Below are 25,042 nucleotides of genomic sequence, written 5' to 3'. Positions count from 1 at the left end.
TGGGCGGGCCCGGTCAGGCCGCGCGGTCGCTCCGGCGAAGGCTCGCCGGCATGGCAAAGAGCGCGAGCCCGGCGGCCACGAGGCACAGGACGCCGATGCCGTAGAGGGCGGGCGTGGTCGAGCCGGTGAGGTCCTTCACCCAGCCGACCATAACCGGGCTGACGATGCCGCCGAACTGGCCCAGCGTGTTGATCAGCGCGATCCCGCCCGCCGCGCCGACACCGGTGACGAGCTTGGCCGGCAGCGTCCAGAAGGTCGGGATCGAGGCGACGATGCCGGCGCCCAGCAGCGCGAGCGCGACCATCAGCGGCACGATATGCTTGTCGAACAACCCGGCGCCGAAGAAGCCGAGTGCGGCCGCGATGGCGAGACCGGCGACGAATTTCGGCCGCTCGCCCGAGGCGTCCGAGAGGCGCCCGATCACCACCATACTGATCGCCCCGCAGATGTAGGGAATCGCCGTGAGGAAGCCCACCGAGGCCGCTTGGCCGCCGCTCGCTGTCTTGATCAGGTCCGGCCCCCAGAAATTCAGGCCGTAGGAGCCGATCTGCAGCAGGAAGTAGATCAGCCCGATCATCAGGAAGCCGGGCTGCCTGATCGCCCCGAGCAGCGAGTGGTCGCCGATCTCGCGGTTGTGGTGGGCGATGCGGCTCGACAGGAGCGCCTTCTCGGGCTCCGACAGCCAGCGCGCATCTGAGATGCGGTCGTCGAGGCGCGTCAGCACGAGCACGCCGAGCACGAGGCAGGGCAGGCCGCCGGCCAGGAACAGCCATTGCCAGCCGGCGAGGCCGCCGACGCCGTTGAGGCCGCCGAGGATCAGGCCCGCCACCGGCGCGCCGAAGATACCCGAGAAGGCCGAGGCCACGAACATGAAGGAGGTGATCCGGCCGCGATGCGAGGCGGGGAACCAGATGGTCAGGTAATAGAGGATGCCCGGCGCGAAGCCCGCCTCCATGGCGCCGATCAGGAAGCGCAGGGCGTAGAAGTGCCACTCGCTGCGGATGAAGATCATCAGCGCGGTGGCGATGCCCCAGGAGATCATGATCCTGGCGATCCAGCGCCGTGCCCCGACCCGGTAGAGGAACAGGTTCGAGGGCACCTCGAAGATCACGTAGCCGACCACGAACATGCTCGCGCCGAGCCCGTAGGCGACGTTGCTGAAGCCGAGGTCGCTCTGGAGCTGGAACTTGGCGAAGCTGATGTTGATGCGATCGAAGAACGCGAACATGTAGCAGATCATGATCAGCGGCATGAGCCGCCACGCGACCTTGCGAACGATTCCGTCCTCCGTCACCGCGCCGGCCTCGGCGGCCGCCGGTGAACCCGACAGGGCTGCGGTCATGGTTTCCTCCGTTTGATGTTAGGGACTCGGATGAGCGGCGCCGCCTTCAAACGGGCGGCTTGAAGCGCTCGGCAATCTCGCATCGGCGGCTCCGCGACGCTGGACGGCGATGCCGGTATCGCCGGACCAAGCGCGGGTCCCCTCTCCCGCACGGGAGAGAGACGGGGTGAGGGGTGAGCGTTGTCCGGATCAGGCTCGCCTTGCGCCGCGATGGCGCGCACGATCCCGAAGCGGCTGATCCCTCACCCCAACCCTCTCCCGCATGGGAGAGGGGGCACGGTGCGTCTGTTCGAGACGACAGCGCCTCACTGTCGTGTACCCGCAGGTCGGGTCACCGTGAGCCTGCCCCATTCCGTCTCCGCTTCAGGCCGCTCTCGCGGGCGCCGGGTGGAGGTCACAGGGCCGGCCGGCCTTGGCGACTTGGCCGGGCACGTCGTGGCCGACGAGCCGCGGCAGGTCCCGCGACAGGCCGATCAGCGCCGGAAGGTCGAGCCCCGTCGGCACACCCATCTCGTGGGCCATACTGACGAGATCCTCGGTGCAGATGTTGCCCGTGGCGCCAGGCGCGAACGGGCAGCCGCCGAGGCCGCCGAGCGCCGCGTCGAAGCGGCGGGCGCCGGCATCATAGGCGGCCAGCACGTTGGCGAGGCCGAGCCCCCGGGTGTTGTGGAAGTGGAGCGTCAGGCGCCCGGGGCCGACAAGCGGCAGGATCCGCGCGACGAGGCGCGCCACCTGCCGGGGATTGGCCATGCCGGTCGTGTCGGCGAGCGTCACCCCGTCGATGCCGAGCGAGAGGTAACGCTCCACCTGCGCGACGACTTTATCGGGCAGCTGGTCACCCTCGAACGGGCAGCCGAAGGCGGTCGCCACCGTGGCGTTGGTTCTGACAGGGGCGCCGTGCACCGAATCCATGATCCGGGCGAAGCCGGCGATCGAGTCGGCCGGGCTCATGCCCATATTGGCGCGATTGTGGGTCTCGCTCACCGACGCCACGAGGTTGACCTCGTCGACCCTGGCGGCGAGCGCCCGCTCGGCGCCCTTCGGGTTCGGCACCAGGGCGACGTAGACCGTCCCGGGCCGCCGCCGGATCGCGGAAAAGACCTCGGCCGCATCGGCGAGCGCCGGCACCGCCTTCGGCGAGACGAAGGACGAGACCTCGATCCGGCTGAGGCCGGTCTCCGACAAGGCATCGATCAGGCGGATCTTCTCCGCCGTCGGCACGAAGACTGGCTCGATCTGGAAGCCGTCCCGCGTCGCGACCTCCTGGACGATCAGCGTGTCGCCGCTCATGCCACGGCTCCCTTTTCGCGCAGGGCGGCGATGCGCGCCGCGTCGAGACCGAGTTCGGTGAGCACGGAATCCGTGTGGGCGCCGAGCGCCGGTCCCTGCCAGCGGACTTCGCCGGGCGTCTCGGAGAGCTTCGGCACGATGCCGGGCATCTTCACCGGGGTCCCGCCGGGCAATTCCGCCTGCAGGATCATGTCGCGCGCCTGATAGTGCGGATCGGCCACGATATCGGCCACCGAGTAGATCCGGCCCGCGGGAACGTCGGCGGCGTCGAGCACGGCGAGCGCCTCCTCGACACTCTTGGTCTTGGACCAGCCGGCGATGAGCCCGTCCAGCAGGGCGGATTGCTTCGAGCGGCCCTCATTGGTGCGCAGCGCCGGGTCGTCCGCGAGGTCGGGCCGGCCGATCGCCGTCATCAGGCGGCGGAAGATCGGGTCGCTGTTGCCGGCGATGACCACGTAGCCGCCGTCGCGCGTCGGATAGGTGTTCGACGGGGTGATGCCCGGCAGCGCGCCGCCGGTGCGGGTGCGGACCTCGCCCAGCAGGTCGTATTCGGGGACGAGGCTCTCCATGACGTTGAACACGCTCTCGACGAGCGAGACGTCGATGACCTGACCGCCACCCTGCCCGGTCTTGACCCGCAGCAGCGCCATCAGCGCGCCGATCACGCCGTGGAGCGAGGCCAGGGTGTCGCCGATGCTGACGCCGACCCGGGCCGGCGGGGCCTCCGGGCTGCCGGTGGTGAAGCGGATGCCGCCCATCGACTCGCCGATGGCGCCGAAGCCGGGCCGGTCGCGGTAGGGGCCGGTCTGGCCGTAGCCCGAGATCCGGACCATCACGAGGTTCGGGTTGAGCGCGGAGAGCACGTCCCAGCCGAGGCCGAGCTTCTCCAGGCCGCCGGGACGGAAGTTCTCGACCACGACGTCTGCGCTCCGGGCGAGCTGCTTGACGATCTCGAGACCCTCTGGCGACTTCAGATTGACGGCGATCGACTTCTTGTTGCGCGATTGCAGGTACCACCAGAGCGAGGTGCCCTCGTGCATCTTGCGCCACTTCCGGAGCGGGTCGCCCTCGCCCGGGGGCTCAACCTTGATGACCTCGGCGCCGAATTCGGCCATCAGCCGCGTCGCGAAGGGCGCGGCGATCAGCTGACCGAGCTCGAGAACGCGGATACCGGTGAGCGGACCGGACACGGCTTTCCTCCATCGTTTGTTGCCCCGAGATAAGGCTCTTCCCGACGCGAAGTCCAAACGCGATGCACCAGCGCGCGTTCGCCGACGGAGAACGCACGCTCAGCGCGCGGCGGCCCGGAGATGCTCCAGCAGGAGCGCCGCCGCCGGGGACAGCGCGCCCGGGCGGACGACGAGGCGGAGCGTGCGCGCGGCCCAGGGATCGGTGAGCGGTACTGCGGCGAGCCGCATCGGAGGTCCCAGCAGAGCGTAGACGTGCTCCGGCACGGTCCCGAGGCCCAGGCCGACCTGCGCCATCCGGCAGATCGCGTCGAAGCTCGGGACGTGCATGCGCAGCCGCAGCGGCCGGCCGAGACGCCGGGCCTCGTCGCGCAGGGCGGCGTAGATCGAACTCTCCGCATGCAGCCCGACATGGTCGTAATCGAGGGTGTCGGCCAACGCGACGGCGCCGCGCTCGCTCAGGGGATGGTCGGCCGGCATCACCAGGACGAGGCGGTCGCTCCGGTACGGGAAGGCGGTGAGGCTGCGGGTGTCGGTGTTGCCCGCACAGAGGCCGAGATCGGCGAAGCCCTCCTCGACGCCGGCGACGACGCCGCCGCTCGGGCGCTCCTCGAGGTCGACCCGGATCCCATGCTGCGCCGCCAGGAAGGCCTGCAGGTCCTCGGGCAGGAACTCCACGATGGCCGAGAGGTTGGCGAGGACCCGCACGAAGCCGCGGACGCCCCGGGCGTGCTCGGCGAGTTCCAGGGCGATCTGCTCGGCGCTCGCCAGCATGCGGCGGGTGTGGTGCAACAGGGTCTCGCCCGCCGGCGTGAGGCGCATGCCGCGGGGCTCGCGGGTGAGCAGGGTGCAGCCGAGGGCGTGTTCCAGTTCGGCGAGCCGCTTGCTCACAGCCGACGGGGCGATCGCCGCCCGCCGCGCCGCGCCGTTCAGCGTCCCCTCGGCGCAGATGGCCGCGAACAGCCGGAGTGTCTTGAGGTCGAGGCGGCTCAGGGTCGCGGCCGCGGGCAGGTCGGCGGACATCCGGCGGCTCGGCTCGGGTGCGCCGTCAGTCGCGGGATCCGACCGGCTGGCCGTAGGTGCCGAGGCCGGCCTTGGCCCCCTCCCGGTTGACGAGGCCGAACCGCAGCACCGCCTGCTCCAGGTAGTCGATCGCGTCGACCAGATTGGCGCGCGCCTCGGCGATGCTCGCGTCCCCCTCCTCGGCCGGCGTCTCGGCGAGCTTCACGGCGGCGATCAGGACGCGGTCGCGCTCGTCCTCGATCCGCGGATCGCGGGCGAGGTGGCCCCGGACCCGGGCGTCGAACGTCTCGATGATCGACCAGGGCAGCGCGTCCTTGCCGGACGGCGCCCGGTACGCCCGGGCGTGGCGCCGCGCGTCGGCGCTGGCGGCCCTGACATGGTCGGCGAGTGCTGCATCCATTTCCGGTCTCCGCGACGCCGCGCCGATGGGTCCGCTCGTTGGTCCGAACGTGTTCCGGCCCGGTCCGTTGCCGACGCCCATACCGGGCGGCGCCACAAACCTTCAAGGCCGCGGACACGGGGCCTTACCTTGGCGGTTCCGGCCCTTATCTCTCGTGTTCGTGATCAAGCGGCCGAGTCTCGGCCGGCAGATGGGGGACGATATGGGAATGACGCTGACGGCTGGCGCAGTGCGCCGCACATCGCCCGCGGTGCGCCTCCTCGGCGTGCTCTCGGTGATCCTTGTGGCCGCGGGTCTCTCCGGCTGCGGGGCGGTCAACCGGGTGCCGACGCTGCAGGAGCAGGCCAAATCCTCATGGAGCGAGGTGCAGAACCAGTACCAGCGCCGGGCCGACCTGATCCCCAACCTCGTCGAGACCGTGAAGGGCTACGCCCAGCAGGAGAAGGACGTGCTGATCGGCGTCACCGAGGCACGCGCCAAGGCGTCGAGCGTTAAGGTCGATGCCTCGACGGTGAGCGACCCGCAGAAATTCAAGGAATATCAGGACGCCCAGAATCAGCTCTCGGGGGCGCTCGGTCGGCTGCTGGTGACGGTGGAGAAGTACCCCGACCTCAAGTCGAACCAGAACTTCCTCGCCCTGCAATCCCAGCTGGAGGGCACCGAGAACCGCATCGCGGTGGCGCGGCGCGACTACATCACGGCCGTCCAGGCCTACAACACCGAGGTGCGCACCATTCCAGGGCGGTGGATCGCGGCGATCCTGTATCCGGACGCCAAGCCGATGGAGACCTTCACGGCGACGCCGAATGCCGACCGGCCGCCGAACGTGAAGTTCTAGGGTGCAACCGATGGGGCTGAGTTCGGGGCGGACCACGGGCCAGGCCATGCCCCTCCGGGCGCGGCTTGCCCTGGCGCTCGCCGTCCTCGTCACTTGCCTCACGATCTACGCGTTCGGGGCGCTGGCGGCCGAGCTGACCTTCCCGGCGCTGACCGGCCGCGTGGTCGACGCTGCCGGCGTCCTCACGCCGGAGCAGCGCGGCACGCTCGAAGCCAAGCTGAAGGCGCACGAGGACAAGACCTCGGATCAGGTGGTCGTTGCCACGGTGCCGAACCTGCAGGACACGACCATCGAAGACTATGCCAACCGCCTGTTCCGCGATTGGAAGCTGGGACAGGCCAAGACCAACAACGGCGTCCTGTTGCTGGTGGCGCCGAGCGAGCGGAAGGTCCGGATCGAGGTCGGCTACGGCCTCGAGGGCGCCCTCACCGACGCCCTGTCCAAGGTGATCATCGCCAGCGCCATCACCCCGCGCTTCAAGACCGGCGACTATTTCGGCGGCCTCAACGCCGGCATCGACGGAATCCTGTCGATCCTGGCCGGCGACGCGGAGGAATGGCAGCGCAAGCCCCAGGTGCGGACCGACGAGGTCGATCCCGCCCAGGTGGCGGTCTTCATCGCACTGTTCGTGATCGTGCTCTTCGTCGCCTGGCGCATGAGCCGGGGCGGAAGGGCCGGGCGTGGCGGCGGTATCGTGCTTCTGCCGGGCCCCGGCTCGGGCGGATGGGGCGGCGGCTTCTCGGATGGCGGGTCGTCGGGCGGCTTCGACGGTGGGTTTTCCGGCGGCGGTGGCTCGTCGGGCGGCGGAGGAGCCTCCGGTGACTGGTAGACGTGCGGATGTGCTGACTCCGGAGGCGCGGGACCGGCTCGCCCGCGCGGTGGCACGGGCAGAAGCCGGAACATCCGGCGAGATCGTCGTGATGGTGAGCCGGCGTGCCGGCGCCTATCGCTCGGTGGTCCTGCTCGCCACCCTGGCGGCGGCGCTGATCCTGCCCTGGCCGCTGATCATCCTGACCGCCTGGAGCGCCGCGTCGATCCTGCTCGCCCAGGCGGGGCTGGTGGCCGCGATCCTCGTGGCGAGCCAGAACGAGCGGCTGCGCATGGCCCTGGTGCCGCGCAGCCTGCGCAGCGCGCGCGCCCGGGAGGCCGCCCGCCGAGCGTTCTGGTCCCGGGGCCTGAGCCTGACGCGCAACCGCACCGGTGTCCTGCTCTACCTGTCGCTCGCCGAACGGCACGCGGAGATCGTCACCGATCTCGGTGTCCTGCGGGAGATCCCGCCGACCGCCTGGGACGGAATCCTCGCCGAGCTGGTGCCGGCCCTCGGGCGCGGCGCCGTCGAGGCCGGCCTGACGGCGGCGGTCGAGCGTGTCGGGGCCTGCCTGGCGGAGCATCTCCCCGCGGGTCCCGGCGACCCCGACGAGTTGCCGAACCGGGTTGTCGTGGTCGACTGACAGCAGTCGCAACGCGTGATGGCCACCGGCACCCGATGCGCGACGGCTGCAGCATACGACATTCCGATATTGCACCGGACCTCAACCGGATGCCATGGTGCGGTGCCGCACGAAGCACCCTTCGGTTGTGTAACTGCGCCGGACCGGCCGCGATTCCCCCTCTGAGTCCGGCGTGCCGGAGCCCCGGGGCACCTGCGCATGACGCCGCCGGGTTGCTGACCAGGGACGCCGCCGGCGCGACCGGCTGCGCGCGAGGAGGCCGTGATGAAGATCCTGATCGCCGCGACGCCGCTCACCGGCCACGTGAACCCGCTGCTCGCCATCGGGCGCACGGCAGCCGCCCGAGCGGACGACGTCCTCGTGCTGACCGACCCGGCCTTCCGGCCGAAGGTCGAGGCGGCGGGCCTGCGCTTCACGCCCTACGCGGATAATCATTCGGCCGAGTACCGCGAGACCAAGCTGCCGGCGGGGCCGGAGCGCTACCGCCGCGAATTCGAGCGCCGGTTCTTGGATCCGATGGCGATCCAGGCCGCCGCCTTGCGGGCGCTGATCGCCGCCGAGGCGCCCGACGTGATCGTGGCCGGCAGCATGTTCCTCGGGGTTCTGCCGCTGCTCCTCGACACCGCGCCGCGGCCACCCATCGTGACCGTCAATGTCAGCTTCCTGTTCCTCGACCGTCCTGACCACGCGCCCGTGGGCCTCGGCCTGCCTCCGGCCCGCGACCGGGAGGATCTGGTTCGCTATGCCGCCCTCAAGGCCGGCATGGACGCGGCCTTCGTCAATCCGGTGCGGGCCTACACGGACGCGAAGCTCGCAGAACTCGGCCGGCCGCCTCTGCCGGCCTCCCTCCCGCATTCCATCGTGATCCTGCCGGACCTGTTCCTGCAGCCGACCGTGCCAGGCTTCGAGTACGATTACGGCACCCTGCCGCCGGGCCTGCGCTTCATCGGCCTGCTCCAGCCGCCAACGCCACCAGCGCCGCTCCCGGACTGGTGGTCCGAGCTGGAGCGGGCGAACGCGGCGGGCCGGCCTGTCGTGCTCGTCACTCAGGGAACGCTGGCCAACGCGGATTTCGGCGAGCTGGTCGAGCCGACTCTGACCGCCCTGGCCGACCGGGACGATCTGCTGGTCCTGGCCACCACCGGCGGGCGCCCGGTGGATGCGCTGACGGTTCCGGTTCCGGCCAATACCCGCGTGTCGTGCTTCCTGCCGTTCCGGGAGTTGCTGCCGCGCGTGAGCGTGCTGGTGACCAACGGCGGCTACGGGAGCGTCTCGCAGGCGCTCGCCGCCGGTGTTCCGATCGTCTCGGCCGGGCTGACCGAGGACAAGGCGGAGGTGAACGCGCGCATCGGCTGGTCCGGTGTCGGGATCAACCTCGGGACCAACGCCCCGAGCCCGGAGGCCGTCGGCACCGCGGTGGCGCGCGTGCTCGATGAGCCCGGCTTCCGGACGCGTGCCGGGGCATTGCGGGATGCCTTCGCGGCGCGCGACGCCATGGCCTCCATCCTGACGGCTCTGGACGATCTCGCGCGATCCAATGCCGGGGCCGGCGTCGCGCGCGCGCTGGCGAGGTCGGCATGAAGCCGGCTTCCGGCGCCGGGGTGCTCCGGGTCGTCGTGGATCTTAACCGCTGCCAGGGCTACGCCCAGTGCTGCTACGCCGCGCCGGACGCCTTCGCCATCCGCGGCCACGAGATCCTGTTCTACGATCCCGCGCCGCCGGCCGAACGGCGCGGCGCCATCGAGCGGGCCCTGCAGGCCTGCCCGGTCCGCGCCATCAGCCTTCAGGCCGGCCCCGATGACGGAGACGCTCCGTGACCCCCGAACCCGCCGGCATCGTCGTGGTCGGGGCCTCCCTCGCCGGCCTGCGCGGCGCCGAGGCACTGCGGCGGGGCGGCTATGACGGTCCGCTCACCCTGGTTGGCGCCGAGCCCTACCGCCCCTATGACCGGCCACCCCTGTCGAAGCACGTGCTCGCCGGGGAACTTGCCGCCGACGCGACCCGGCTGCCGGAACTGACCGACCTCCGCGCACGCTGGCGCCTCGGGAGCCCCGCCGTTTCCCTCGACCGGGCTTCCCGCACGCTCCGGCTCGGCGACGGGTCCGTCCTGGCCTACGAGGCCCTGCTCATCACCACCGGCGCCGAGGCCCGGCCCTGGCCGGCCGAGACTGGCGGCGGTCTCGCCGGCATCTTCACGCTGCGCGGACGCGACGACGCGGCCGCCTTGCGGGAAGCCCTGGTCGCGCGGCCGCGCCAGGTGCTCATCGTGGGCGGTGGCCTGATCGGCTGCGAGGCGGCGTCCTGCCTGCGCGATCTCGGCCTGCCCGTGACCCTGGTCGATCCGAATCCGGCACCCCTGGCCCGGGGTCTGGGAGGCTTCGTCGGCGGGGTGATCACCGGGTGCCTGCGCGATTCCGGCGCCATGTTCCGCCCCGGCACGATGGTGCGCGCCTTCGAGGGCGATGCGGCGGGGCATGTGGCCCGGGCGCGGCTGGCGGACGGCAGCACCATCGAGACCAATCTCGTCATCGCCGCCCTGGGAGCGACCCGGGCGACGGGCTGGCTGCGGGGCGCGGACCTGAAGGCGGATGCCGGTGGGGTGACCTGCGACGCGGCCTGCCGGGTCCTCGCCGCCGACGGGACGCCCTGTCCGGACATCTACGCCGCCGGCGATGTCGCCCGGTGGCCGATCGCGCTCTATGGCCATCGTCTGATCGCGGTGGAGCATTGGGGTAACGCCATCGAGCAGGCGGCGCATGCCGCACGCAACCTGCTGGCCGGTCCCGGTGACCAGCGCCCCTACACGCATCTGCCAGCCTTCTGGTCGAGCCAGTTCGGGGTCAACATCAAGCTGGTCGGGCTCCCCGAGGGGGCCGATTCCGTCGCGGTCGTGCAGGGTTCGCGGGCCTCCCGGCGCTTCCTTGCCGTCTATGGACGGGCCGGGCGCAGCATCGCGGCCGTCTCGTTCGATCAGGCGCGCTGGCTGCCCGCCTACGCGGAGGCGATCACGGCCGGCGCCCCGTTCCCGCCGATCAACGACGCCACCGACCGGCCCCGCATCGAGACGGCCGCCCCGGGCTTCCCGCCGCCGCGCACCGCCCCGGCACACCCCGCCGCCGAGACCGTCCATGTCTGACGATGCGCTGTTCGCAGCCGTGATGGATCCGGCCAACCGGGCCGATCCCTACCCGCTCTATGCCCGGCTGCGGGAGCGACCGGTCTCCCGCCAGCGCGACGGCAGCTACGTCGTCTCTACGCACGCGGCGATCCGCAGCCTGCTGTTCGATCCGCGGCTCAGCTCCGAGGACCTGCCGCCGCCCCGGCGCCCACGCACTGGCAACCCGCTCAAGGACCTGATCCTCAACCCGATCAAGAACCGCATCAGCGCGACGCACCGGCCGTTCATCTTCCGCGATCCGCCGGACCACGACCGGCTCCGCAGCTTGGTCATGCGGGAATTCTCCATCGCACGGGTGCAGGCTCTGCGACCGCGGATCGCCCAGGAGGTCGACGCCCTGATCGACGCGTGCCGGGGACGCGGGGAGGTCTGCCTCGTGAGTGATCTCTCCTATCCCCTGCCGGTGACGGTGATCTGCGAATTGCTCGGCGTGCCGCGCGCGGACGAGCCGCGATTTCAGGCCTGGGCGACGCAGCTCGCCACCGCAGTGGAGCCGGACGCACGCCACGATGACGGGACCCGCCGCCAGATCGTCGGCGCCTTCGATGAGATCGCCGCCTATATGGGCGATCTCATCCGCGAGAAGCGTCGGCGGCCCACCGACGACATGCTGAGCGGTCTGGCCGCCCCCGGTCCGGGCGGCCGGAAGCAGATGAGCGACTTCGACCTCCTGTCCACGGCGGTCCTGCTGCTGGTGGCGGGCCACGAGACCACCGTGAACCTCATCACCAACGCCATGCTGACCCTTCTCCGGCACCCCGAGGAGCTGGAGCGGCTCCGGGTCGATCCGGAGCGCGCGCCACGGCTGATCGAGGAAGTCTTGCGCTATGAGCCGCCGGTGCATTTCCGGACCCGGAAGGCTCTCGGCACGATCACCGTGGCCGGCGAGACGATTCCCAAGGGCGCGCCGGTGATCCTGCTCTTCGCCGCCGCGAACCGCGATCCATCCCGCTTCCAGGCGCCGGACGGCTTCGATCCCGACCGGGGCGACATCGAGCATTTCGGCTTCGGCGGAGGCCTGCATTACTGCGTCGGCGCACCCCTGGCGCGGATCGAGGCCGAGATCGCCCTGGTGGCGCTGAGCCGCCGCCTTGTCGCCCCGCGCCTCGCGGTCGATCCGCCGCCTTACCGTCCGGGCGCTTCGCTCCGGGGGCCGGCGGAGCTGCGCATTGGCATCGACGGTACCGCCTGAAAGAACCCGGCGCGGTGGTGCGAGTCGTAAAGCGATGGTGAACGGAGCTGTTTCACGTGAAACAATTGTAAACCTCTGGGCCCGGGGTGAGCGGACCACGCTCGGGCTGCCCCGCCCGACAGCCATCACGCCGCAATCGTCCCCGGAACTTGGCCGTACCGACGGGAGCTTTACGGGAGAACGGCCTCGGCGGCCGCAATCCCAAAAGCTTCTGGAGATCCTGCGATGAAGGCACTGTGCTGGCATGGCCGCAACGACATCCGCTGCGACACGGTCCCGGACCCGGTCATCGAGGATTCCCGCGACGTCATCATCAAGGTGACGAGCTGCGCGATCTGCGGCTCGGACCTGCACCTCATGGACGGGCTGATGCCGACCATGAAGAGCGGCGACGTCCTCGGCCACGAATTCATGGGCGAGGTGGTGGAGGTCGGGCAGGGCTTCACCAAGTTCAAGAAGGGCGACCGGATCGTCGTGCCCTTCAACATCAATTGCGGGGAATGCCGGCAGTGCAAGCTCGGCAATTTCTCGGTCTGCGAGCGGTCGAACCGCAACGCCGAGATGGCAGCCGCGCAATTCGGCTACCCGACAGCGGGCCTGTTTGGCTACTCGCACCTGACCGGCGGCTATGCCGGCGGCCAGGCCGAATATGTGCGCGTGCCGATGGCGGACGTCGCGCCCATGAAGGTGCCGGACGGCATGGACGACGAATCCGTCCTGTTCCTTACCGACATCCTGCCCACCGGCTGGCAGGGCGCGGAGCATTGCGAGATCCAGGGCGGCGAGACCATCGCAATCTGGGGTGCCGGCCCGGTCGGCATCTTCGCCATCCAGTCAGCGAAGATCATGGGGGCTGAACGGATCATCGCAATCGAGACGGTGCCCGAGCGTGTCGCCCTCGCCAAGAAGGCCGGCGCCACCGACGTCATCGACTTCATGAACGAGGACGTGTTCGAGCGGATCAAGGAGATCACCAAGGGTCAGGGTGCCGACGGCGTGATCGACTGCGTCGGCATGGAGGCGAGCGCCGGCCATGGCGGTCTCACCGGCATGCTCTCTACCGTCCAGGAGAAGCTGACCGCCACCGAGCGCCCTTACGCGCTGGCCGAAGCCATCAAGGCAGTCCGGCCCTGCGGTATCGTTTCGGTGCCCGGCGTCTATGGCGGTCCGATCCCGGTCAATATGGGCTCGATCGTCCAGAAGGGCCTGACCCTCAAGAGTGGCCAGACCCACGTGAAGCGCTATCTCGAGCCGCTGACCAAGCTGATTCAGGAGGGCAAGATCGACATGACCTCCCTGATCACCCACCGTTCGCAGAACCTCGCGGACGGGCCGGACCTCTACAAGGCCTTCCGCGACAAGAAGGACGGCTGCGTGAAGGTGGTGTTCCACCTGAACTGAGACGCCGCGCGCCCCGGCCACGATCGGCCGGGGCGCATGCCGTCGGACCCGGCTGGGCGCGGCGTCCCGGAAGCGTGTAGAGCCGGCTCCGTACTTACGAACCGTCCGGGACGTCCATGTGCAATCTCTACAGCCTGCGGACCGGTCCCGCGGCACTGCGCCGGGCCTTTGGGATCGCGCAGGACCATACCGGAAACCTGCCGCTGTTGCCGGCTATCTTTCCCGATCAGATGGCGCCGGTGGTCCTGAACGGCGAGGCCGGGCGGGACCTGGCAATGATGCGCTGGGGCATCCCGGGTCCGAAGGCGTTCGGCGCGCATCCGATCACCAACGTGCGCAACGTCGCGAGCCCGCATTGGCGGCCCTGGCTCGGCATCGCCCATCGCTGCCTCGTGCCGGTCACGGCCTTCAGCGAGTATGCGGATACCAAGCCACGCAAGACGCCGGTCTGGTTCGCCCTCGATGAGGACCGGCCCCTCTTCGCCTTCGCGGGGATCTGGCGGTCCTGGACCGGCGTGCGCGGGACGAAGCGCGAGAATCCCGACCGGATTTCCGAGGAACACCGGTTGTTCGCCTTCCTGACCACGGACGCGAACGGCGTCGTCGGGCCGGTCCATCCCAAGGCCATGCCGGTGCTGCTCACGAAACCGGACGAATGGGCAACCTGGCTCGAAGCGCCTACCGCGGAGGCGCTCCGGCTGCAGCGGCCGTTGCCGGATGCCGCCATGCGCGAGGTCGCCCGGGGACCGCGATCGGACGGGGCCGACACCGAGATTGGGGACTGACCGGCGTTACCCGCCCGCCGGGTCGCCGGAGGGAGCACCCACGGGGCCGGCCGTCACGCCGCGGGCCCGCCAGCGCGCCATCACGGCGGCGTTGAGCCGGGCGATCCGCGCCCGGTGAACCTCCCAGAACGAGCGCGGCGCGGCCGGGGCAGCGGCCACGCGCTCCCGGTGGACGGGTCCCGTGGGCCTGTCGACGAGGCGGAGCAGGGAGGCCGGGCGGGCGCTGACCCGAACAAGGCGTCCTTCGGGATCGGCCAGGACCGCCTGGGCGCGGGCGCAGTAGAGCTGCGACAGCGGTGACATCACCTCCGCCCCATGTCCGGCCCGGTACTTCATCAGGGCGCGACAGAGGTCGCCGTCGGCCCGGCGCCAGGCTTCGGCCAGGTAGCGCACGCCGTAGCGGACGTTCATCTCCGGCGCCGCCAGTTCCGCGAGGGTGCCGCGGAAGCCGAGCATCGCCGCGGTGGTCGGCCGGACCTGCATCAGCCCGACCTCGCCGACGCTGCCGACCACGGTGGGATCGTAGCCGCTCTCGATCCGCGCGACGGCATCGGCGACCGCGAGCGGCAGGCCCGTACCGGCAATCTCGCGGGCGATGAGCGGCAGGAAGCGGGCCCGCGCGTCGGCGGCGGGTGGCGCCGGCGCGGAAACCGGCGGGACCGGCGGCAGGGACGCCATGCCCAGCGCGTGCACTGCCAGGAAGGTGGCGGGCCGGGCCTGGGCGGAGGCCGCGCAGGTCAGCAGCAGGAGAAGCAACGGAGCGCGCATCGGCCGCCACGGGGAGGGTCCGCGAACCTGCTTACGCCCCTCGCCTCAACGAAGCCTTTCGCGGCGCCCGATTCGCGATCCGGCGTTCACTGGACCGGGCCGCGGTCCCGCGCCTGCAGCAGCCGCAGAGCCTCGCCCAGGACCGCGTGGAGATCGGCCGCGCCCTGCGGGCTGAGCGGCAGGCCGATCCGCTGCCCGTGGATCGTGTCGAGGACCAGCATGGCGAGATCCTCGCCAATCAGCAGGTTGGATCCCGGCAGGCAGAGCGGCAGGACGAAATCGCCCTCGACCTCGCCGAGGATATCGACCGCGTCCGCCGGCCGAAAGGGCGGTTTCCGATCGGTCATCGCTCCCCTCCTCGCGTTTCTCTCGTCACCGGCGGCCGGCAGCGGGGCTCAACCGCGGTTGCGGTCCGGCATCCGCACCGACCGCACCGTCAGCGTGTCGATCTCCAGCGTGCCAACCTCCAGGGAGCCGATGCGGGCACGGCCCACCGAGAGGCGGCCGATCGCGAAGGCGCCCACCGCCACGACGCCGAGGGCCGCGGCCCCGAGGGCCAGCGCGCCCAGGGCCGACGCCCCGATTGTCCCCGCGCCGACAGCGCCCGAGCCGAGGACCGCGGTGTCGCGAGACGGATGGGGCCCCGCCCCGACCGCGCGGATCTCTGCCTCCGGAACCCTCAACTGCGCCATGCGGGCTTCACTCCGACCGGTCCACGTCCGGGACAGCTATACCCGACGTTAACTGCATTTTCACGCCGCTTGGAGACGATGGCCCTCGATCGCGGCCGGCCCGGACAGCGCGTCCGCCGCCAGAGAGGACGTCGCCCGTGCAGCACCTGCTCCAGGCCGTCGCAATCTTCGCGTTCGGCTGCCTGCTCATCCATGTCGGCCGCGCCTATGCTCGGGCGACCACATTCCTGCTCTCGGCCACCGCGCTGATGTTGAGCATGACCCTCGGCACCGTGCTCTGCCAGCGGATCGGTGTCCCAGGACGCTCCATCGCGCTCGCCCCGTCCTACACGGTGGCGCTCGGCCGCCCCGCTCAGCAGAGCCGCGTGCGATAGGCATCGGCGATCGTGGCCTCGGCCTCCGCCACGTCGGCGGCCGCGGTCTGGTCGGACAGGATGCGGCCGAGACTCGGGAAGGTGTCCCGGGCGACCTGGCCTGCCGGATCCCAGAGGCGGGAGCGGATCATCGCCTTGCCGCAATGGAAGAACGCCTCCCGCACCCGCACCACGAGGCCCGCGACCGGCACCTTGCCCTGCGCATGCAGGGGTTCGAGCAGCGCGGCGTCCTGCGTCATCGCCGCCGTGCCGTTCACCCGGAAGGTCTCGTCGATCCCCGGCACCAGGAAGATCAGCCCGAGTCCGGGCTTCTCGAGCAGGTTGAGAAACGTGTCGATGCGGTTGTTGCCGCGTCGGTCCGGGATCAGCAGGGTCCGGGAATCGACGACCGCGACGAAGCCCGGCGCATCGCCCCGTGGGCTGGCATCGACGTTGCCGGCCGCGTCCGCGCTCGCCACCACGAGAAACGGCGAGAGCGCGATGAAGCGGCGGCCGTAATCGTCGATGTGGTCGAGCACCTTGCGGGCCGCGAGCGGCCCGATGGGACCGAACCGCCCGCGCAGCGCAGCGGCGTCACGAGACAGCGTCGCGTCGGCTTGCGCATCCATGCGAACCTCCTGGCCCCCGGGGTGACGCGGTGGGCGCGCCGCGGTCAAGCGTGATCAGGGCCAGACGCGGATCGCCATCGGTCGGCGCAGCAGGTCTCGGTCGGACGTGATCGTGCAGCCCTCCGTGCGCAAACTCGCGTAGGTCAGCAAGGCGCGATCCCCGACATCGTCGAAGTTGCGACCCTGCGCATCCGGATCGAGCAGCGATGGATAGGCGATGAGCGGCGCCGTCGCCGTGCACGGGTCGTCGTAGAGGGTTGCACTCGCAAGGAGCAGCCGCGGGCTGTCCCAAGTGATCAGGTCGCGGGACGTCGTCCAGTAGAATCCGGATTGGGTGAAGCCTTCGCCCACCTTGGCCATGAACACGGCGATCCAGACGCCCGAGCCGCGGTGCCGGACCACGGCCCCGATCGGCCCTGGGAACGGTCCGACAGGTCGGCAGGTCGCAGGGTTGGGGCGGGCGGCGCGATAGGGATCCGGGAAAGCGGCCGTGAAGCCGGTGCCCGTCCAGGCCCGCCAGCGGGTCGGGTCGGCGGGATTGTCGCTGCGGAACAGGCAGAGTCCCGCCTCCTGATCGCTGCCAGGCCGGGCCCAGCCCGTGGTCGAGGCGAGGAAATACCGCCAGCGCCCGTCCGCCACGATGTTCGACGGGTTGAAGAAGCCCCGGTGATGGCCCTGGTCGATCTCCTGCCGGAACGGGGCGCCGGCTACCACGACGGGTGGGTTCTGCCGCGTGAAGCTGCGCCCGCCATCCGTCGAGGCCGCGGCCGTAATCGTGTTGTACCAGCAGGCCATGTACGTCCCCGCCTTGCAGCGACCGGGATGCTCGTTGGCCTGGTACTCGTGGTGGAGGAGCGCGGCCACGCGGGCACCGTCCTCGGTCCAGGTGGCGGTGATCCAGGAGCGGTCGTCATAGGCCGCCGGGTCTGGCTTCTCACCCGAATCGAGCACCACCGTGCAGTCGAGCTTGAGATGGCCGAGATCCGGACCGCGCAGCGCCCGGTTGCGGTAATGCATGCCGTAGAGCGCCACCGCACCGGAAACGTCCCGGAAGGCGCGCGCCGGCGCGTCCGGGACATCGGCCCCGTCGCAGGCGTCGCGGCCCGCCTTGAAGACGAGTGTGGGCGGACCGACGAGGGTCAGAGCGGAGAGGGGCGGCTCGGAGACGGCCGCTGCCGGAGGCGGCATGAGGATCAGGGCCAACAGACCGATCACGGATCCGAGGCGGGACGCCAAGCCCATCGTCGCCATCCAGCTGCGTCCCGGCCGCGCCTGGACAAACAGGCGGAGATTCGCTTGAGAACCATTACAGAGTGCTTGCCGCGGACTGGTCGCGCGCGACCCGACTGAAAGTCTTCCATGGTTCTCCTAATCCTCGGGCTGGTGCTGTTCCTCGGCACGCACGCCTTCTCGATGGCCCGTGCAAGGCGCGCCGCGATCGTCGGCCGGATCGGCGTGGGCCGCTTCAAGCTGGGCTACACCGCCCTGTCGCTTCTCGGGCTGGTGCTGATCGGAATCGGCTTCCACGATTACCGACTCAGCGGCTACATCCCGGTCTGGGATCCGCCGGTCTGGACCCGCCACCTCGCGCTGACGCTGGTCTGGGCCGCCTTCGTGTGCCTCGCGGCCGCCTACCTGCCGGGCCGCATCCGCGCCAAGACCAAGCATCCGATGCTGCTCGCCGTGAAGATCTGGGCGACGGCGCATCTCCTGGCCAACGGCGATCTCGGCTCGATCCTGCTGTTCGGGGGCTTCCTCGCCTGGGCGGTGGCGGCGCGGATCAGCGCCAAGCGCCGCGATCTCGCCCCCGGCGCCGTCGCTGCCCAGCACGGCGGCCCTGTGGCGGCCCCGCAGGGCTGGCGCAATGACATCCTGGCGCTGGTGATCGGGACGGCCGCGTGGTTCGTCTTCGCCCGCTACCTGCACTATCCGGTGATCGGCGTGCCGGTCTGGCCGGGCGCCGCCTGAGACACTGCCTGTCGCCAACCCCGCGCCCGTGTGTTAGGCGCGGGGCCCAATCGCGCTACGAGGTGGCCCGCTGATAGCATGCGGGCCGGGATAGAATGGCCGAGAACAACGAGTTCCTTCGCGAGGTCGACGAGGATTACCGCCGCGACCGGATCCTCCAGATCTGGAAGCGCTATAGCGGCGTGATCATCGCGCTCGCCGTGCTCGTGGTGGCGGGCGTCGCGGGCTGGCGCTACTGGCAGGCCCAGCAGCGCGCTGCAGCCGAGCTGGCCTCGGTGCAGTTCGACGACGCCAACCGCCTCGCCAAGGACGGCAAGGCCGCGGAGGCCGACAAGGCCTTCGACGCCCTGGAGGCGCAGGGCCCGGCCGGCTATCGGCTGCTCGCCCGGTTCCGGGCGGCGGCCGAGACCGGCAAGCGCGACGCCGTGGCGGGCGCCGCGGAGTTCGACACGCTCGCCGACGATACCGGTCTCGGTGACGGCCTGCGCGACCTCGCGCGCCTGCGCGCCGCGCTGCTGCGCCTCGACGGGCCGAGCCCGGATCCGGCCCTGGCCAATCTCCAGGGCCTGGCCGCCGGGACGCCTTTCCGTCACACCGCCCGCGAGATGCTGGGCCTGGCCGCGCTGAAGAAGGGCGATTACGAAGAGGCTGGGCGCTGGTTCGACCAGATCGTGACCGATCCCGACACCCCGCGGAACCTACGGGACCGGATCGAGGTCTACGCGGCAATTGTCGCGGGCGGACCCGTGACGGTGACAGAGGCCAAGCCCGAGCCCGCCGCCCCGCCCCCGCCGATCACACGCTGATTTCTGTTCGGACTGTTTCGAGAACCACCATGGATATGCCGACCGTCGCGATCGTCGGGAGGCCGAACGTCGGCAAGTCGACCCTGTTCAACCGCCTCGTGGGCAAGAAGCTCGCGCTGGTCGACGACCGCCCGGGCGTGACCCGCGACCGGCGCGAGGGTGACGTGACCTTCGGCGGCCTCCAGTTCCGGGTGATCGACACCGCCGGGCTCGAAGAGGCGGACGCCGCGACCCTCACCGGCCGGATGCGCATGCAGACCGAGGCGGCGATCCTCGCGGCCGACGTGGTGCTGTTCGTGATCGACGCCCGCGCCGGGGTGCTGCCCGCCGACCAGCCCTTCGCCGAGCTGGTGCGCCGGGCCGGCTGCCCGGTGATCCTGATCGCCAACAAGGCCGAGGGCGGCAGCGGGCTCGCCGGGGCCTACGAGGCCTTCACCCTCGGGCTCGGCGACCCCATCCCGTTCTCCGCCGAGCATGGCGAGGGCCTGGGCGAGCTGCACGAGGCGCTCAAGGGCGCCCTGCCCCAACGCGACGACGACGAGGAGGAGGACGCGGACGCCCCCGGCGGCCGCGCCCTGAAGGTCGCCATCGTGGGCCGCCCGAATGCCGGCAAGTCGACGCTGATCAACCGGATGCTCGGCGAGGACCGGCTGCTCGTCGGCCCCGAGGCCGGCATCACCCGCGATTCGATCTCACTGGATTGGGAGTGGCGCGGGCGCCGCATCAAGCTACACGACACGGCCGGCATGCGCCGCCGCGCCCGGATCGACGACAAATTGGAAAAACTCGCGGTCTCGGATGGCTTGCGCGCCGTGCGCTTTGCCGAGGTGGTGGTGGTGCTCCTCGACGCCACGATCCCGTTCGAGAAGCAGGACCTCACCATCGTCGATCTCGTCGAGAGCGAGGGCCGCGCTCTGGTGATCGGCCTGAACAAGTGGGATCTGGTCGCCGACCAGCCCGGGCTGCTCAAGCAGCTCCGCGAGGATTGCACCCGGCTGCTGCCGCAGGTACGCGGCGTCGCGGTTGTGCCGCTGTCGGGTCTGGCCGGCGACGGCGTCGACAAGCTGATGCAGGCGGTGGTCCAGGCGTCGGAGGTCTGGGACCGGCGGATCTCGACCTCGCGCATCAACGACTGGCTGAACGAGGCGACCTCCCGCAACCCGCCCCCGGCGGTCTCGGGCCGGCGGATCAAGATCCGCTACGCCACGCAGGTGAAGAGCCGGCCGCCGCATTTCGCGCTGTTCGGCAACCAGCTCAACGCCCTGCCGAAATCCTACACCCGCTACCTCGTGAACGGCCTGCGCGAGGCGTTCGACCTGCCCGGCACGCCGATCCGCCTGTCCTTGCGGACCTCGCAGAACCCGTTCGACAAAGGGTGAGGCGCAGGCAAGGCAGCGTCGGCCCGTCCAACCCGCGCCCTCATCCTGAGGTGCCGGAGCGAAGCGGAGGCCTCGAAGGAGCCCTCCAGAGGTCGCACGACTGGCTGGAGCCCTCCTTCGAGGCCCGCTGACGCGGGCACCTCAGGATGAGGGGGATGTGCTGCAGATCGAGTGGCGCGGCCCACCATGCTCCGCACCGATCCAGAATCGCGCGGCGAGACCCCTCAGCGCGCCGCGTCGGCGATCCAGTCCACCGCCGCCGCGAGCGCAGCGCGCTCGTCCTGGCCGGCGGCGAGCGCGGCCTCGTAGGCCGCGATCTGCCCGTCCGCGCTGGTCCCCTCGGCCACGATCGCCGGGGCGCGGGCCACGTCCGCCGCGCAGCCGAGGGCGTCCGCGTCCTCGGCCACCAGCGTGAGCACCGCCTCCAACGCCTCGGCGAACGGCACGGCCTCGCCCCGCGCCTCGTCGATCAGCGTCGCCTGCACGCCGCTGTGCTGGGCCCGCCACAAGTTCTCCGAGGCCAGCGCCCGCGAGACGCCGTCGAGACCGGCGTGAAGGTCAGGCCGGCGTACGCACAGGCGCACGAGGCAGCGGAACAGGGCGGCGATGCAGAGCGTATCGTCGAGCCGCGTGCAGGCATCGGCGATACGCAGTTCCAGGGTCGGGAACTTGATCGAGGGCCGCAGCGACCACCACAGGAAGCTCGCATCGGCGATGGCGCCCGCGCGCGTCATGACGGCGACGAACCGCGCATGGGCGGCGGCGTCGGCGAAGAGTTCCGGCAGGCCGGTGCGCGGCAATTCCCCGAAGACGCTGAGTCGGTAGGCACGCAGGCCCGTCGCCTCGCCCTGCCAGAACGGCGAGGAGGCCGAGAGCGCGAGCAGCAGCGGCTGGAACGGCAGCAGCCGGTTCATCAGGTCGATGCGGGCCTCCGGATCCGGCACCTCGACATGGACATGCATGCCGCAGATCAGGGCCCGGCGCGCCGCAATGCCGACATCCGACAGGATGCCCTTGTAGCGTTCGCCGTCGGTGGCGGTCTGGCGCGACCAGCGGGCCAGGGGATGAGTGCCGCAAGCCAGCAGCCTCAGACCGTTCTCGGCGGCGATCCCGGCGAGCCGTGCCCGCTGGCCGCCGAGATTGTCCCGGGCGGCCGCCGCGTCGGTGAGCGGCGGCGTGCAGACCTCGACCTGCGCGGCCACCAGCTCGCGGCCCGTCTCGGGCAGTTCCGCCTTCACCCGCGCGTGGAAGGCGGCGAGGTCGCCGCGCGGCGTCCCACGGGTCTCGGCATCGGCCAGGAAGTACTCCTCCTCGATGCCGAAGCGGTAGCTGGGGGCGCTCATCGTGGTCTCCGAAAACGCGACGCGTGCGCGCCAACGCGCCGGCGGGGACGAAGGTGCCGCTCAGGCCGCGCGCAGCGGCCCGCCCACCAGCCAGGCGGGGTCGAACCAGCGGTCGGCCTCGCCGTCATAGGGCAGACGCGTGATGTCCCAGTTCTGAATGTACTGGGCGTAGACGTTCCACACCGCGATGCCGCCGCCCACGAAGATCCGGCGCCCGGGATAGCGCTTGAGCACCGCTTCCGGATCCTCGTGGCTGCGGATCACGTCGATGGTGCGGTCCTTGAAGGCGAATTCGGGCACCGAGGCCACCGTCTTCGGCCCTGCGATCAGCACATGGCCCATGGTGAGCGCGAAGAAGCGCGTCACGTCCTCGACGAAGAGCGGGTCGGTGTTGCCCTCCCAGGGCAGGTGGCCATTGAGGCCGAGCTGGCCGCGCAGGCCGATCGCACAGATGCAGCGGACGTCGATCATCGTGAAGAACTCAGAGAGGAAAATCAGGCCCGTCCCATCCAATCCCTCGACCTGAAGTGCCCGCGCGAGCGGGCTTCGAAGGAGGGCTCCAGGGATCGCGCGATCTCCGGAGTCTTCCTTCGAGGCCTCCGCTTCGCTCTGGCACCTCAGGATGAGGCAGGAGGCGGGATGGGCGTTCGAATAACAGCGTACCGGCTCACTCGGGTGCGCGGAAACTCATCACCCGGTCGGTGGGGAAGTCGTAGAGCTTGCCGGTCTCGGCCCAGTCCGGGGACGCGAGCCGCACGAAATGGGGCGCGAGTTCCTCGGGCGTCCGGAGGGTCTCGGGGTCCTCGCCGGGCATGGCCGAGCGGCGCATGCCAGTTCGCAGGGGGCCGGGATTGAGCAGCATGGCCCGGATCGCCGTGGTCTCGTTCTCGGCCGCGTAGGTCCGCACCAGGGCCTCCAGCGCGGCCTTCGAGACCGAGTAGGGCCCCCAGTAGGGCCGGCACTTCGCGGCGGCCCCGGACGAGACGAAGGTCGCCCGGCCGGCATCCGACATGCGCAGCAGCGGGTCGAGGGAGCGGATCAGGCGCCAGTTGGCGGTGACGTTCACGTCCATCACCTGCCCCCAGATCTTCGGAGTGATGTGGCCGATGGGCATGAGGGCGCCGAGGATGCCGGCATTGGCGACCAGGATGTCGAGGCGCTTCCAGCGCGCGTTGATCGCCGCGCCGAGGCGGTCGATCGCGTCGTAATCGGCGAGGTCGAACGGCACCAGGGTGGCGCTGGAGCCGGCCGCCCGGACGGCGTCGTCGAGCTCCTCCAGGGCGCCCACGGTCCGGGCCACCGCGATGACGTGCGCCCCCGCCCCGGCCAGCGCCAGGGCAGCGGCGCGCCCGATGCCGCGGGACGCGCCGGTGACGACCGCAACGCGGCCTTCCAGGATTCTCTGAGACTCAGCCATGGCGAGGACCTAGCGCATTTCCGCGCCCAGGGGATGCCTGTTCGCGCGAAACGGCGGGATCCTGTCAGTCCGCTTCGGCCAGCATGGCGAAGCGCTTCGGGCCGGCAATGGACAGGTCGGTCAGGCCGGTCGGGTAGTCGCCCGTGAAGCAATGGTCGGTATATTGCGGGCAGGCTGCGTCCCGCGCCTCCTCACCCATCGCCCGGTAGAGGCCGGGGATCGACAGGAAGGCGAGCGAGTCGGCGCCGATATACTTGCGCATCGCTTCGAGATCGTGGGTGGCGGCGAGCAGCTTCTCGCGCTCGGGCGTGTCGATCCCGTAGAAATCCGGATAGGTGATCGGCGGCGAGGCGATCCGGAAATGCACCTCCGCGGCGCCGGCCTCGCGCATCATCCGGACGATCTTCACCGAGGTCGTGCCGCGCACGAGGCTGTCGTCCACGAGGACGATGCTCTTGCCCTCGATCGCCGCGCGATTGGCCGAGTGCTTCATCCGCACGCCGAGTTCGCGCACCGACTGGGTTGGCTGGATGAAGGTCCGGCCGACATAGTGGTTGCGGATGATCCCCATCTCGAACGGGATCCCGGTCTCCTGCGAGAAGCCGAGCGCCGCCGGCACCCCGGAATCCGGCACCGGCACGACGATGTCGGCCGCCACGGAGGCCTCGCGGGCCAGTTCCCGGCCGATCGCCTTGCGCACCGCGTAGACGCTCTTGCCGTTCACCACCGAGTCGGGCCGGGCAAAGTAGATGTACTCGAAGATGCAGGGCCGCATCGGCACGGCGTCGGCGAAGCGGATCGACTCGATCCCCTCCTCGGAGATCACCACGATCTCGCCGTTCTCGATGTCGCGCACGAACCGGGCGCCGATGATGTCGAGCGCGCAGGTCTCGGAGGCCAGCATGTAGCGGCCGTCGAGTTCGCCGAGCACCAGCGGGCGGATGCCCAGCGGGTCGCGGGCGCCGATCAGCTTCTTGTTGGTGAGCGCCACGATCGCGTAGGCGCCCTGGATCGCCTGAAGGGCGTCGATGAAGCGCTCGATGATCCGCGGCTTCCGCGAGCGGGCCGCGAGGTGCAGGATCACCTCGGTGTCGGAGGTGGACTGCGTGATCGCGCCGTCGCGCACGAGGTCGCGTCTGATCGACAGGGCGTTGGTGAGGTTGCCGTTGTGGGCGACCGCGAGGCCGCCGCTGGCGAGCTCCGCGAAGAGCGGCTGGACGTTGCGCAGGATCGTCCCGCCGGTGGTCGAATAGCGCACGTGCCCGATGGCGGCGCGGCCCTTGAGGCGGGCGATCGTGTCGCCGTCCGAGAAGGAATCGCCCACGAGGCCGGGCCGGCGCTCGGAATGGAAGACCGAGCCGTCGAAGGAGACGATGCCGGCCGCCTCCTGGCCCCGGTGCTGCAGGGCATGCAGGCCCAGGGCGACGATCGCGGAGGCATCGGGATGGCCGAAGATGCCGAAGACGCCGCACTCCTCACGGAGCGTGTCGCCGTCGAGATCGAAATCGGACAGGTCGGTGGAGGCGGCGGCGTGTGACATGAGGCTGTCGATCACTCACAGATCCCGGCGGCGACGGGCCGGCGCGCCGGTCGTCGCGGA

General features: G+C 70.6%; 27 protein-coding genes. 13 read left to right on the top strand and 14 right to left on the bottom strand.

The annotated features are described in order from the left end of the window. Window positions 1-13: 13 nt before the first annotated feature. The 5 genes from CIW48_RS14350 to CIW48_RS14330 form a co-directional block, all read right to left on the bottom strand. Window positions 14-1,342 (bottom strand): MFS transporter, encoded by a 1,329-nt coding sequence (locus tag CIW48_RS14350; RefSeq protein ID WP_149311379.1) that lies wholly within the window; start codon window positions 1,340-1,342, stop codon window positions 14-16. 363 nt (window positions 1,343-1,705) lie between these two features. Next, the gene (locus tag CIW48_RS14345) at window positions 1,706-2,632 is read right to left on the bottom strand and encodes a hydroxymethylglutaryl-CoA lyase (protein WP_149311378.1); all 927 of its coding nucleotides are present in this window, start codon (window positions 2,630-2,632) and stop codon (window positions 1,706-1,708) included. Continuing rightward, window positions 2,629-3,822 (bottom strand): CaiB/BaiF CoA-transferase family protein, encoded by a 1,194-nt coding sequence (locus tag CIW48_RS14340; RefSeq protein WP_149311377.1) that lies wholly within the window; start codon window positions 3,820-3,822, stop codon window positions 2,629-2,631. Before CIW48_RS14340 ends, CIW48_RS14345 begins: the two co-directional genes overlap by 4 nt. 99 nt (window positions 3,823-3,921) lie before the next feature. Then, a complete protein-coding gene (locus CIW48_RS14335) occupies window positions 3,922-4,842 on the bottom strand; it encodes a LysR substrate-binding domain-containing protein (RefSeq protein WP_149311376.1) in 921 nt (306 codons plus the stop codon). Window positions 4,843-4,867: 25 nt separating this feature from the next. After that, the gene (locus CIW48_RS14330; protein WP_149311375.1) at window positions 4,868-5,242 is read right to left on the bottom strand and encodes a hypothetical protein; all 375 of its coding nucleotides are present in this window, start codon (window positions 5,240-5,242) and stop codon (window positions 4,868-4,870) included. 202 nt (window positions 5,243-5,444) lie between these two features. Between CIW48_RS14330 and CIW48_RS14325 the strand changes: the two genes are divergently transcribed. From CIW48_RS14325 to CIW48_RS14285, 9 genes are all read left to right on the top strand, one after another. Further along, window positions 5,445-6,080: a LemA family protein gene (locus CIW48_RS14325; protein WP_149311374.1), complete on the top strand. Its 636-nt coding sequence runs from the start codon at window positions 5,445-5,447 to the stop codon at window positions 6,078-6,080. 10 nt (window positions 6,081-6,090) lie between these two features. Beyond that, window positions 6,091-6,909, top strand: coding sequence for a YgcG family protein (locus CIW48_RS14320; protein WP_246695245.1), 819 nt, complete (start codon window positions 6,091-6,093; stop codon window positions 6,907-6,909). Beyond that, a complete protein-coding gene (locus CIW48_RS14315; RefSeq protein ID WP_149311373.1) occupies window positions 6,899-7,531 on the top strand; it encodes a TPM domain-containing protein in 633 nt (210 codons plus the stop codon). The genes CIW48_RS14320 and CIW48_RS14315 overlap by 11 nt, the downstream gene beginning before the upstream one ends. Before the next feature lie 264 nt (window positions 7,532-7,795). Continuing rightward, entirely contained in the window at window positions 7,796-9,112 is a 1,317-nt protein-coding gene (locus tag CIW48_RS14310; RefSeq protein ID WP_149311372.1) for a glycosyltransferase, read from the top strand. Continuing rightward, window positions 9,109-9,348, top strand: a complete 240-nt coding sequence (locus CIW48_RS14305) for a ferredoxin (RefSeq protein ID WP_091778024.1) — start codon at window positions 9,109-9,111, stop codon at window positions 9,346-9,348. The genes CIW48_RS14310 and CIW48_RS14305 overlap by 4 nt, the downstream gene beginning before the upstream one ends. Further along, window positions 9,345-10,667: an FAD-dependent oxidoreductase gene (locus tag CIW48_RS14300; RefSeq protein WP_149311371.1), complete on the top strand. Its 1,323-nt coding sequence runs from the start codon at window positions 9,345-9,347 to the stop codon at window positions 10,665-10,667. The genes CIW48_RS14305 and CIW48_RS14300 overlap by 4 nt, the downstream gene beginning before the upstream one ends. Next, the gene (locus CIW48_RS14295; protein ID WP_149311370.1) at window positions 10,660-11,901 is read left to right on the top strand and encodes a cytochrome P450; all 1,242 of its coding nucleotides are present in this window, start codon (window positions 10,660-10,662) and stop codon (window positions 11,899-11,901) included. Before CIW48_RS14300 ends, CIW48_RS14295 begins: the two co-directional genes overlap by 8 nt. Before the next feature lie 225 nt (window positions 11,902-12,126). After that, entirely contained in the window at window positions 12,127-13,302 is a 1,176-nt protein-coding gene (locus CIW48_RS14290) for a zinc-dependent alcohol dehydrogenase (RefSeq protein WP_149311369.1), read from the top strand. A 116-nt stretch (window positions 13,303-13,418) separates the two neighbouring features. Then, window positions 13,419-14,087, top strand: a complete 669-nt coding sequence (locus CIW48_RS14285) for an SOS response-associated peptidase (RefSeq protein ID WP_149311368.1) — start codon at window positions 13,419-13,421, stop codon at window positions 14,085-14,087. A gap of 6 nt (window positions 14,088-14,093) precedes the next feature. On the opposite strand, the gene CIW48_RS14280 is transcribed toward CIW48_RS14285, so the two are convergent. The 3 genes from CIW48_RS14280 to CIW48_RS14270 form a co-directional block, all read right to left on the bottom strand. Next, on the bottom strand, window positions 14,094-14,855 hold the full coding sequence (locus CIW48_RS14280) for a transglycosylase SLT domain-containing protein (RefSeq protein WP_149311367.1): 762 nt from the start codon (window positions 14,853-14,855) through the stop codon (window positions 14,094-14,096). Window positions 14,856-14,941: 86 nt separating this feature from the next. Next, window positions 14,942-15,202: a hypothetical protein gene (locus tag CIW48_RS14275; protein ID WP_091778012.1), complete on the bottom strand. Its 261-nt coding sequence runs from the start codon at window positions 15,200-15,202 to the stop codon at window positions 14,942-14,944. Window positions 15,203-15,250: 48 nt separating this feature from the next. Beyond that, window positions 15,251-15,547 carry a hypothetical protein gene (locus CIW48_RS14270; protein WP_149311366.1) on the bottom strand — a complete coding sequence of 99 codons (297 nt, stop codon included), beginning with the start codon at window positions 15,545-15,547 and terminating at the stop codon, window positions 15,251-15,253. Window positions 15,548-15,684: 137 nt separating this feature from the next. Between CIW48_RS14270 and CIW48_RS14265 the strand changes: the two genes are divergently transcribed. Then, window positions 15,685-15,921 (top strand): hypothetical protein, encoded by a 237-nt coding sequence (locus CIW48_RS14265; RefSeq protein ID WP_149311365.1) that lies wholly within the window; start codon window positions 15,685-15,687, stop codon window positions 15,919-15,921. Here CIW48_RS14265 and CIW48_RS14260 read toward each other — a convergent pair. Together CIW48_RS14260 and CIW48_RS14255 are read right to left on the bottom strand one after the other, a co-directional pair. Beyond that, window positions 15,900-16,529 carry an MSMEG_1061 family FMN-dependent PPOX-type flavoprotein gene (locus tag CIW48_RS14260; protein ID WP_149311364.1) on the bottom strand — a complete coding sequence of 210 codons (630 nt, stop codon included), beginning with the start codon at window positions 16,527-16,529 and terminating at the stop codon, window positions 15,900-15,902. The genes CIW48_RS14265 and CIW48_RS14260 overlap by 22 nt on opposite strands. A 54-nt stretch (window positions 16,530-16,583) precedes the next feature. Next, window positions 16,584-17,771 carry a hypothetical protein gene (locus CIW48_RS14255; RefSeq protein ID WP_149311404.1) on the bottom strand — a complete coding sequence of 396 codons (1,188 nt, stop codon included), beginning with the start codon at window positions 17,769-17,771 and terminating at the stop codon, window positions 16,584-16,586. 117 nt (window positions 17,772-17,888) lie between these two features. Here CIW48_RS14255 and CIW48_RS14250 point away from each other — a divergent pair, with 117 nt between their 5' ends. The 3 genes from CIW48_RS14250 (at window position 17,889) to der (ending at window position 20,682) form a co-directional block, all read left to right on the top strand. Next, the gene (locus CIW48_RS14250; protein ID WP_149311363.1) at window positions 17,889-18,497 is read left to right on the top strand and encodes an NnrU family protein; all 609 of its coding nucleotides are present in this window, start codon (window positions 17,889-17,891) and stop codon (window positions 18,495-18,497) included. Window positions 18,498-18,592: 95 nt separating this feature from the next. Further along, a complete protein-coding gene (locus CIW48_RS14245) occupies window positions 18,593-19,303 on the top strand; it encodes a tetratricopeptide repeat protein (RefSeq protein ID WP_149311362.1) in 711 nt (236 codons plus the stop codon). 29 nt (window positions 19,304-19,332) lie between these two features. Further along, entirely contained in the window at window positions 19,333-20,682 is a 1,350-nt protein-coding gene (gene der / locus CIW48_RS14240) for a ribosome biogenesis GTPase Der (RefSeq protein ID WP_149311361.1), read from the top strand. Window positions 20,683-20,906: 224 nt separating this feature from the next. Here der and CIW48_RS14230 read toward each other — a convergent pair whose 3' ends face one another. The 4 genes from CIW48_RS14230 to purF all read right to left on the bottom strand — a co-directional run bounded on the left by CIW48_RS14230 (window position 20,907) and on the right by purF (window position 24,982). After that, on the bottom strand, window positions 20,907-22,025 hold the full coding sequence (locus CIW48_RS14230; protein WP_149311360.1) for a carboxylate-amine ligase: 1,119 nt from the start codon (window positions 22,023-22,025) through the stop codon (window positions 20,907-20,909). A 60-nt stretch (window positions 22,026-22,085) separates the two neighbouring features. Further along, on the bottom strand, window positions 22,086-22,496 hold the full coding sequence (locus CIW48_RS14225) for a dihydrofolate reductase (RefSeq protein WP_149311359.1): 411 nt from the start codon (window positions 22,494-22,496) through the stop codon (window positions 22,086-22,088). A 196-nt stretch (window positions 22,497-22,692) separates the two neighbouring features. Further along, window positions 22,693-23,442 carry an SDR family NAD(P)-dependent oxidoreductase gene (locus tag CIW48_RS14220; RefSeq protein ID WP_149311358.1) on the bottom strand — a complete coding sequence of 250 codons (750 nt, stop codon included), beginning with the start codon at window positions 23,440-23,442 and terminating at the stop codon, window positions 22,693-22,695. 64 nt (window positions 23,443-23,506) lie between these two features. Continuing rightward, window positions 23,507-24,982: an amidophosphoribosyltransferase gene (purF, locus tag CIW48_RS14215; protein ID WP_091778131.1), complete on the bottom strand. Its 1,476-nt coding sequence runs from the start codon at window positions 24,980-24,982 to the stop codon at window positions 23,507-23,509. Window positions 24,983-25,042: the final 60 nt, after the last annotated feature.

Origin of the sequence: Methylobacterium sp. P1-11 (assembly GCF_008329595.1) — a bacterium.
Lineage (GTDB): Bacteria > Pseudomonadota > Alphaproteobacteria > Rhizobiales > Beijerinckiaceae > Methylobacterium.
The sequence above is the reverse complement of the archived record's forward strand: the minus strand, read 5'-3'. Positions and strand labels throughout refer to the sequence as shown.

Excerpts from the sequence above, each read along its gene's own strand:
- CIW48_RS14245 (WP_149311362.1), top strand. The coding sequence starts at position 18,593 with ATGGCCGAGAACAACGAGTTCCTTCGCGAGGTCGACGAGGATTACCGC.
- CIW48_RS14255 (WP_149311404.1), bottom strand. The coding sequence starts at position 17,771 with ATGGGCTTGGCGTCCCGCCTCGGATCCGTGATCGGTCTGTTGGCCCTG.
- CIW48_RS14335 (WP_149311376.1), bottom strand. The coding sequence starts at position 4,842 with ATGTCCGCCGACCTGCCCGCGGCCGCGACCCTGAGCCGCCTCGACCTC.
- CIW48_RS14225 (WP_149311359.1), bottom strand. The coding sequence starts at position 22,496 with ATGATCGACGTCCGCTGCATCTGTGCGATCGGCCTGCGCGGCCAGCTC.
- CIW48_RS14260 (WP_149311364.1), bottom strand. The coding sequence starts at position 16,529 with ATGGATGCGCAAGCCGACGCGACGCTGTCTCGTGACGCCGCTGCGCTG.
- CIW48_RS14320 (WP_246695245.1), top strand. The coding sequence starts at position 6,091 with ATGGGGCTGAGTTCGGGGCGGACCACGGGCCAGGCCATGCCCCTCCGG.
- CIW48_RS14325 (WP_149311374.1), top strand. The coding sequence starts at position 5,445 with ATGGGAATGACGCTGACGGCTGGCGCAGTGCGCCGCACATCGCCCGCG.
- CIW48_RS14350 (WP_149311379.1), bottom strand. The coding sequence starts at position 1,342 with ATGACCGCAGCCCTGTCGGGTTCACCGGCGGCCGCCGAGGCCGGCGCG.
- CIW48_RS14330 (WP_149311375.1), bottom strand. The coding sequence starts at position 5,242 with ATGGATGCAGCACTCGCCGACCATGTCAGGGCCGCCAGCGCCGACGCG.
- CIW48_RS14305 (WP_091778024.1), top strand. The coding sequence starts at position 9,109 with ATGAAGCCGGCTTCCGGCGCCGGGGTGCTCCGGGTCGTCGTGGATCTT.
- CIW48_RS14295 (WP_149311370.1), top strand. The coding sequence starts at position 10,660 with ATGTCTGACGATGCGCTGTTCGCAGCCGTGATGGATCCGGCCAACCGG.
- purF (WP_091778131.1), bottom strand. The coding sequence starts at position 24,982 with ATGTCACACGCCGCCGCCTCCACCGACCTGTCCGATTTCGATCTCGAC.
- der (WP_149311361.1), top strand. The coding sequence starts at position 19,333 with ATGGATATGCCGACCGTCGCGATCGTCGGGAGGCCGAACGTCGGCAAG.
- CIW48_RS14345 (WP_149311378.1), bottom strand. The coding sequence starts at position 2,632 with ATGAGCGGCGACACGCTGATCGTCCAGGAGGTCGCGACGCGGGACGGC.
- CIW48_RS14290 (WP_149311369.1), top strand. The coding sequence starts at position 12,127 with ATGAAGGCACTGTGCTGGCATGGCCGCAACGACATCCGCTGCGACACG.
- CIW48_RS14310 (WP_149311372.1), top strand. The coding sequence starts at position 7,796 with ATGAAGATCCTGATCGCCGCGACGCCGCTCACCGGCCACGTGAACCCG.
- CIW48_RS14275 (WP_091778012.1), bottom strand. The coding sequence starts at position 15,202 with ATGACCGATCGGAAACCGCCCTTTCGGCCGGCGGACGCGGTCGATATC.
- CIW48_RS14250 (WP_149311363.1), top strand. The coding sequence starts at position 17,889 with ATGGTTCTCCTAATCCTCGGGCTGGTGCTGTTCCTCGGCACGCACGCC.
- CIW48_RS14280 (WP_149311367.1), bottom strand. The coding sequence starts at position 14,855 with ATGCGCGCTCCGTTGCTTCTCCTGCTGCTGACCTGCGCGGCCTCCGCC.
- CIW48_RS14285 (WP_149311368.1), top strand. The coding sequence starts at position 13,419 with ATGTGCAATCTCTACAGCCTGCGGACCGGTCCCGCGGCACTGCGCCGG.
- CIW48_RS14230 (WP_149311360.1), bottom strand. The coding sequence starts at position 22,025 with ATGAGCGCCCCCAGCTACCGCTTCGGCATCGAGGAGGAGTACTTCCTG.
- CIW48_RS14220 (WP_149311358.1), bottom strand. The coding sequence starts at position 23,442 with ATGGCTGAGTCTCAGAGAATCCTGGAAGGCCGCGTTGCGGTCGTCACC.
- CIW48_RS14270 (WP_149311366.1), bottom strand. The coding sequence starts at position 15,547 with ATGGCGCAGTTGAGGGTTCCGGAGGCAGAGATCCGCGCGGTCGGGGCG.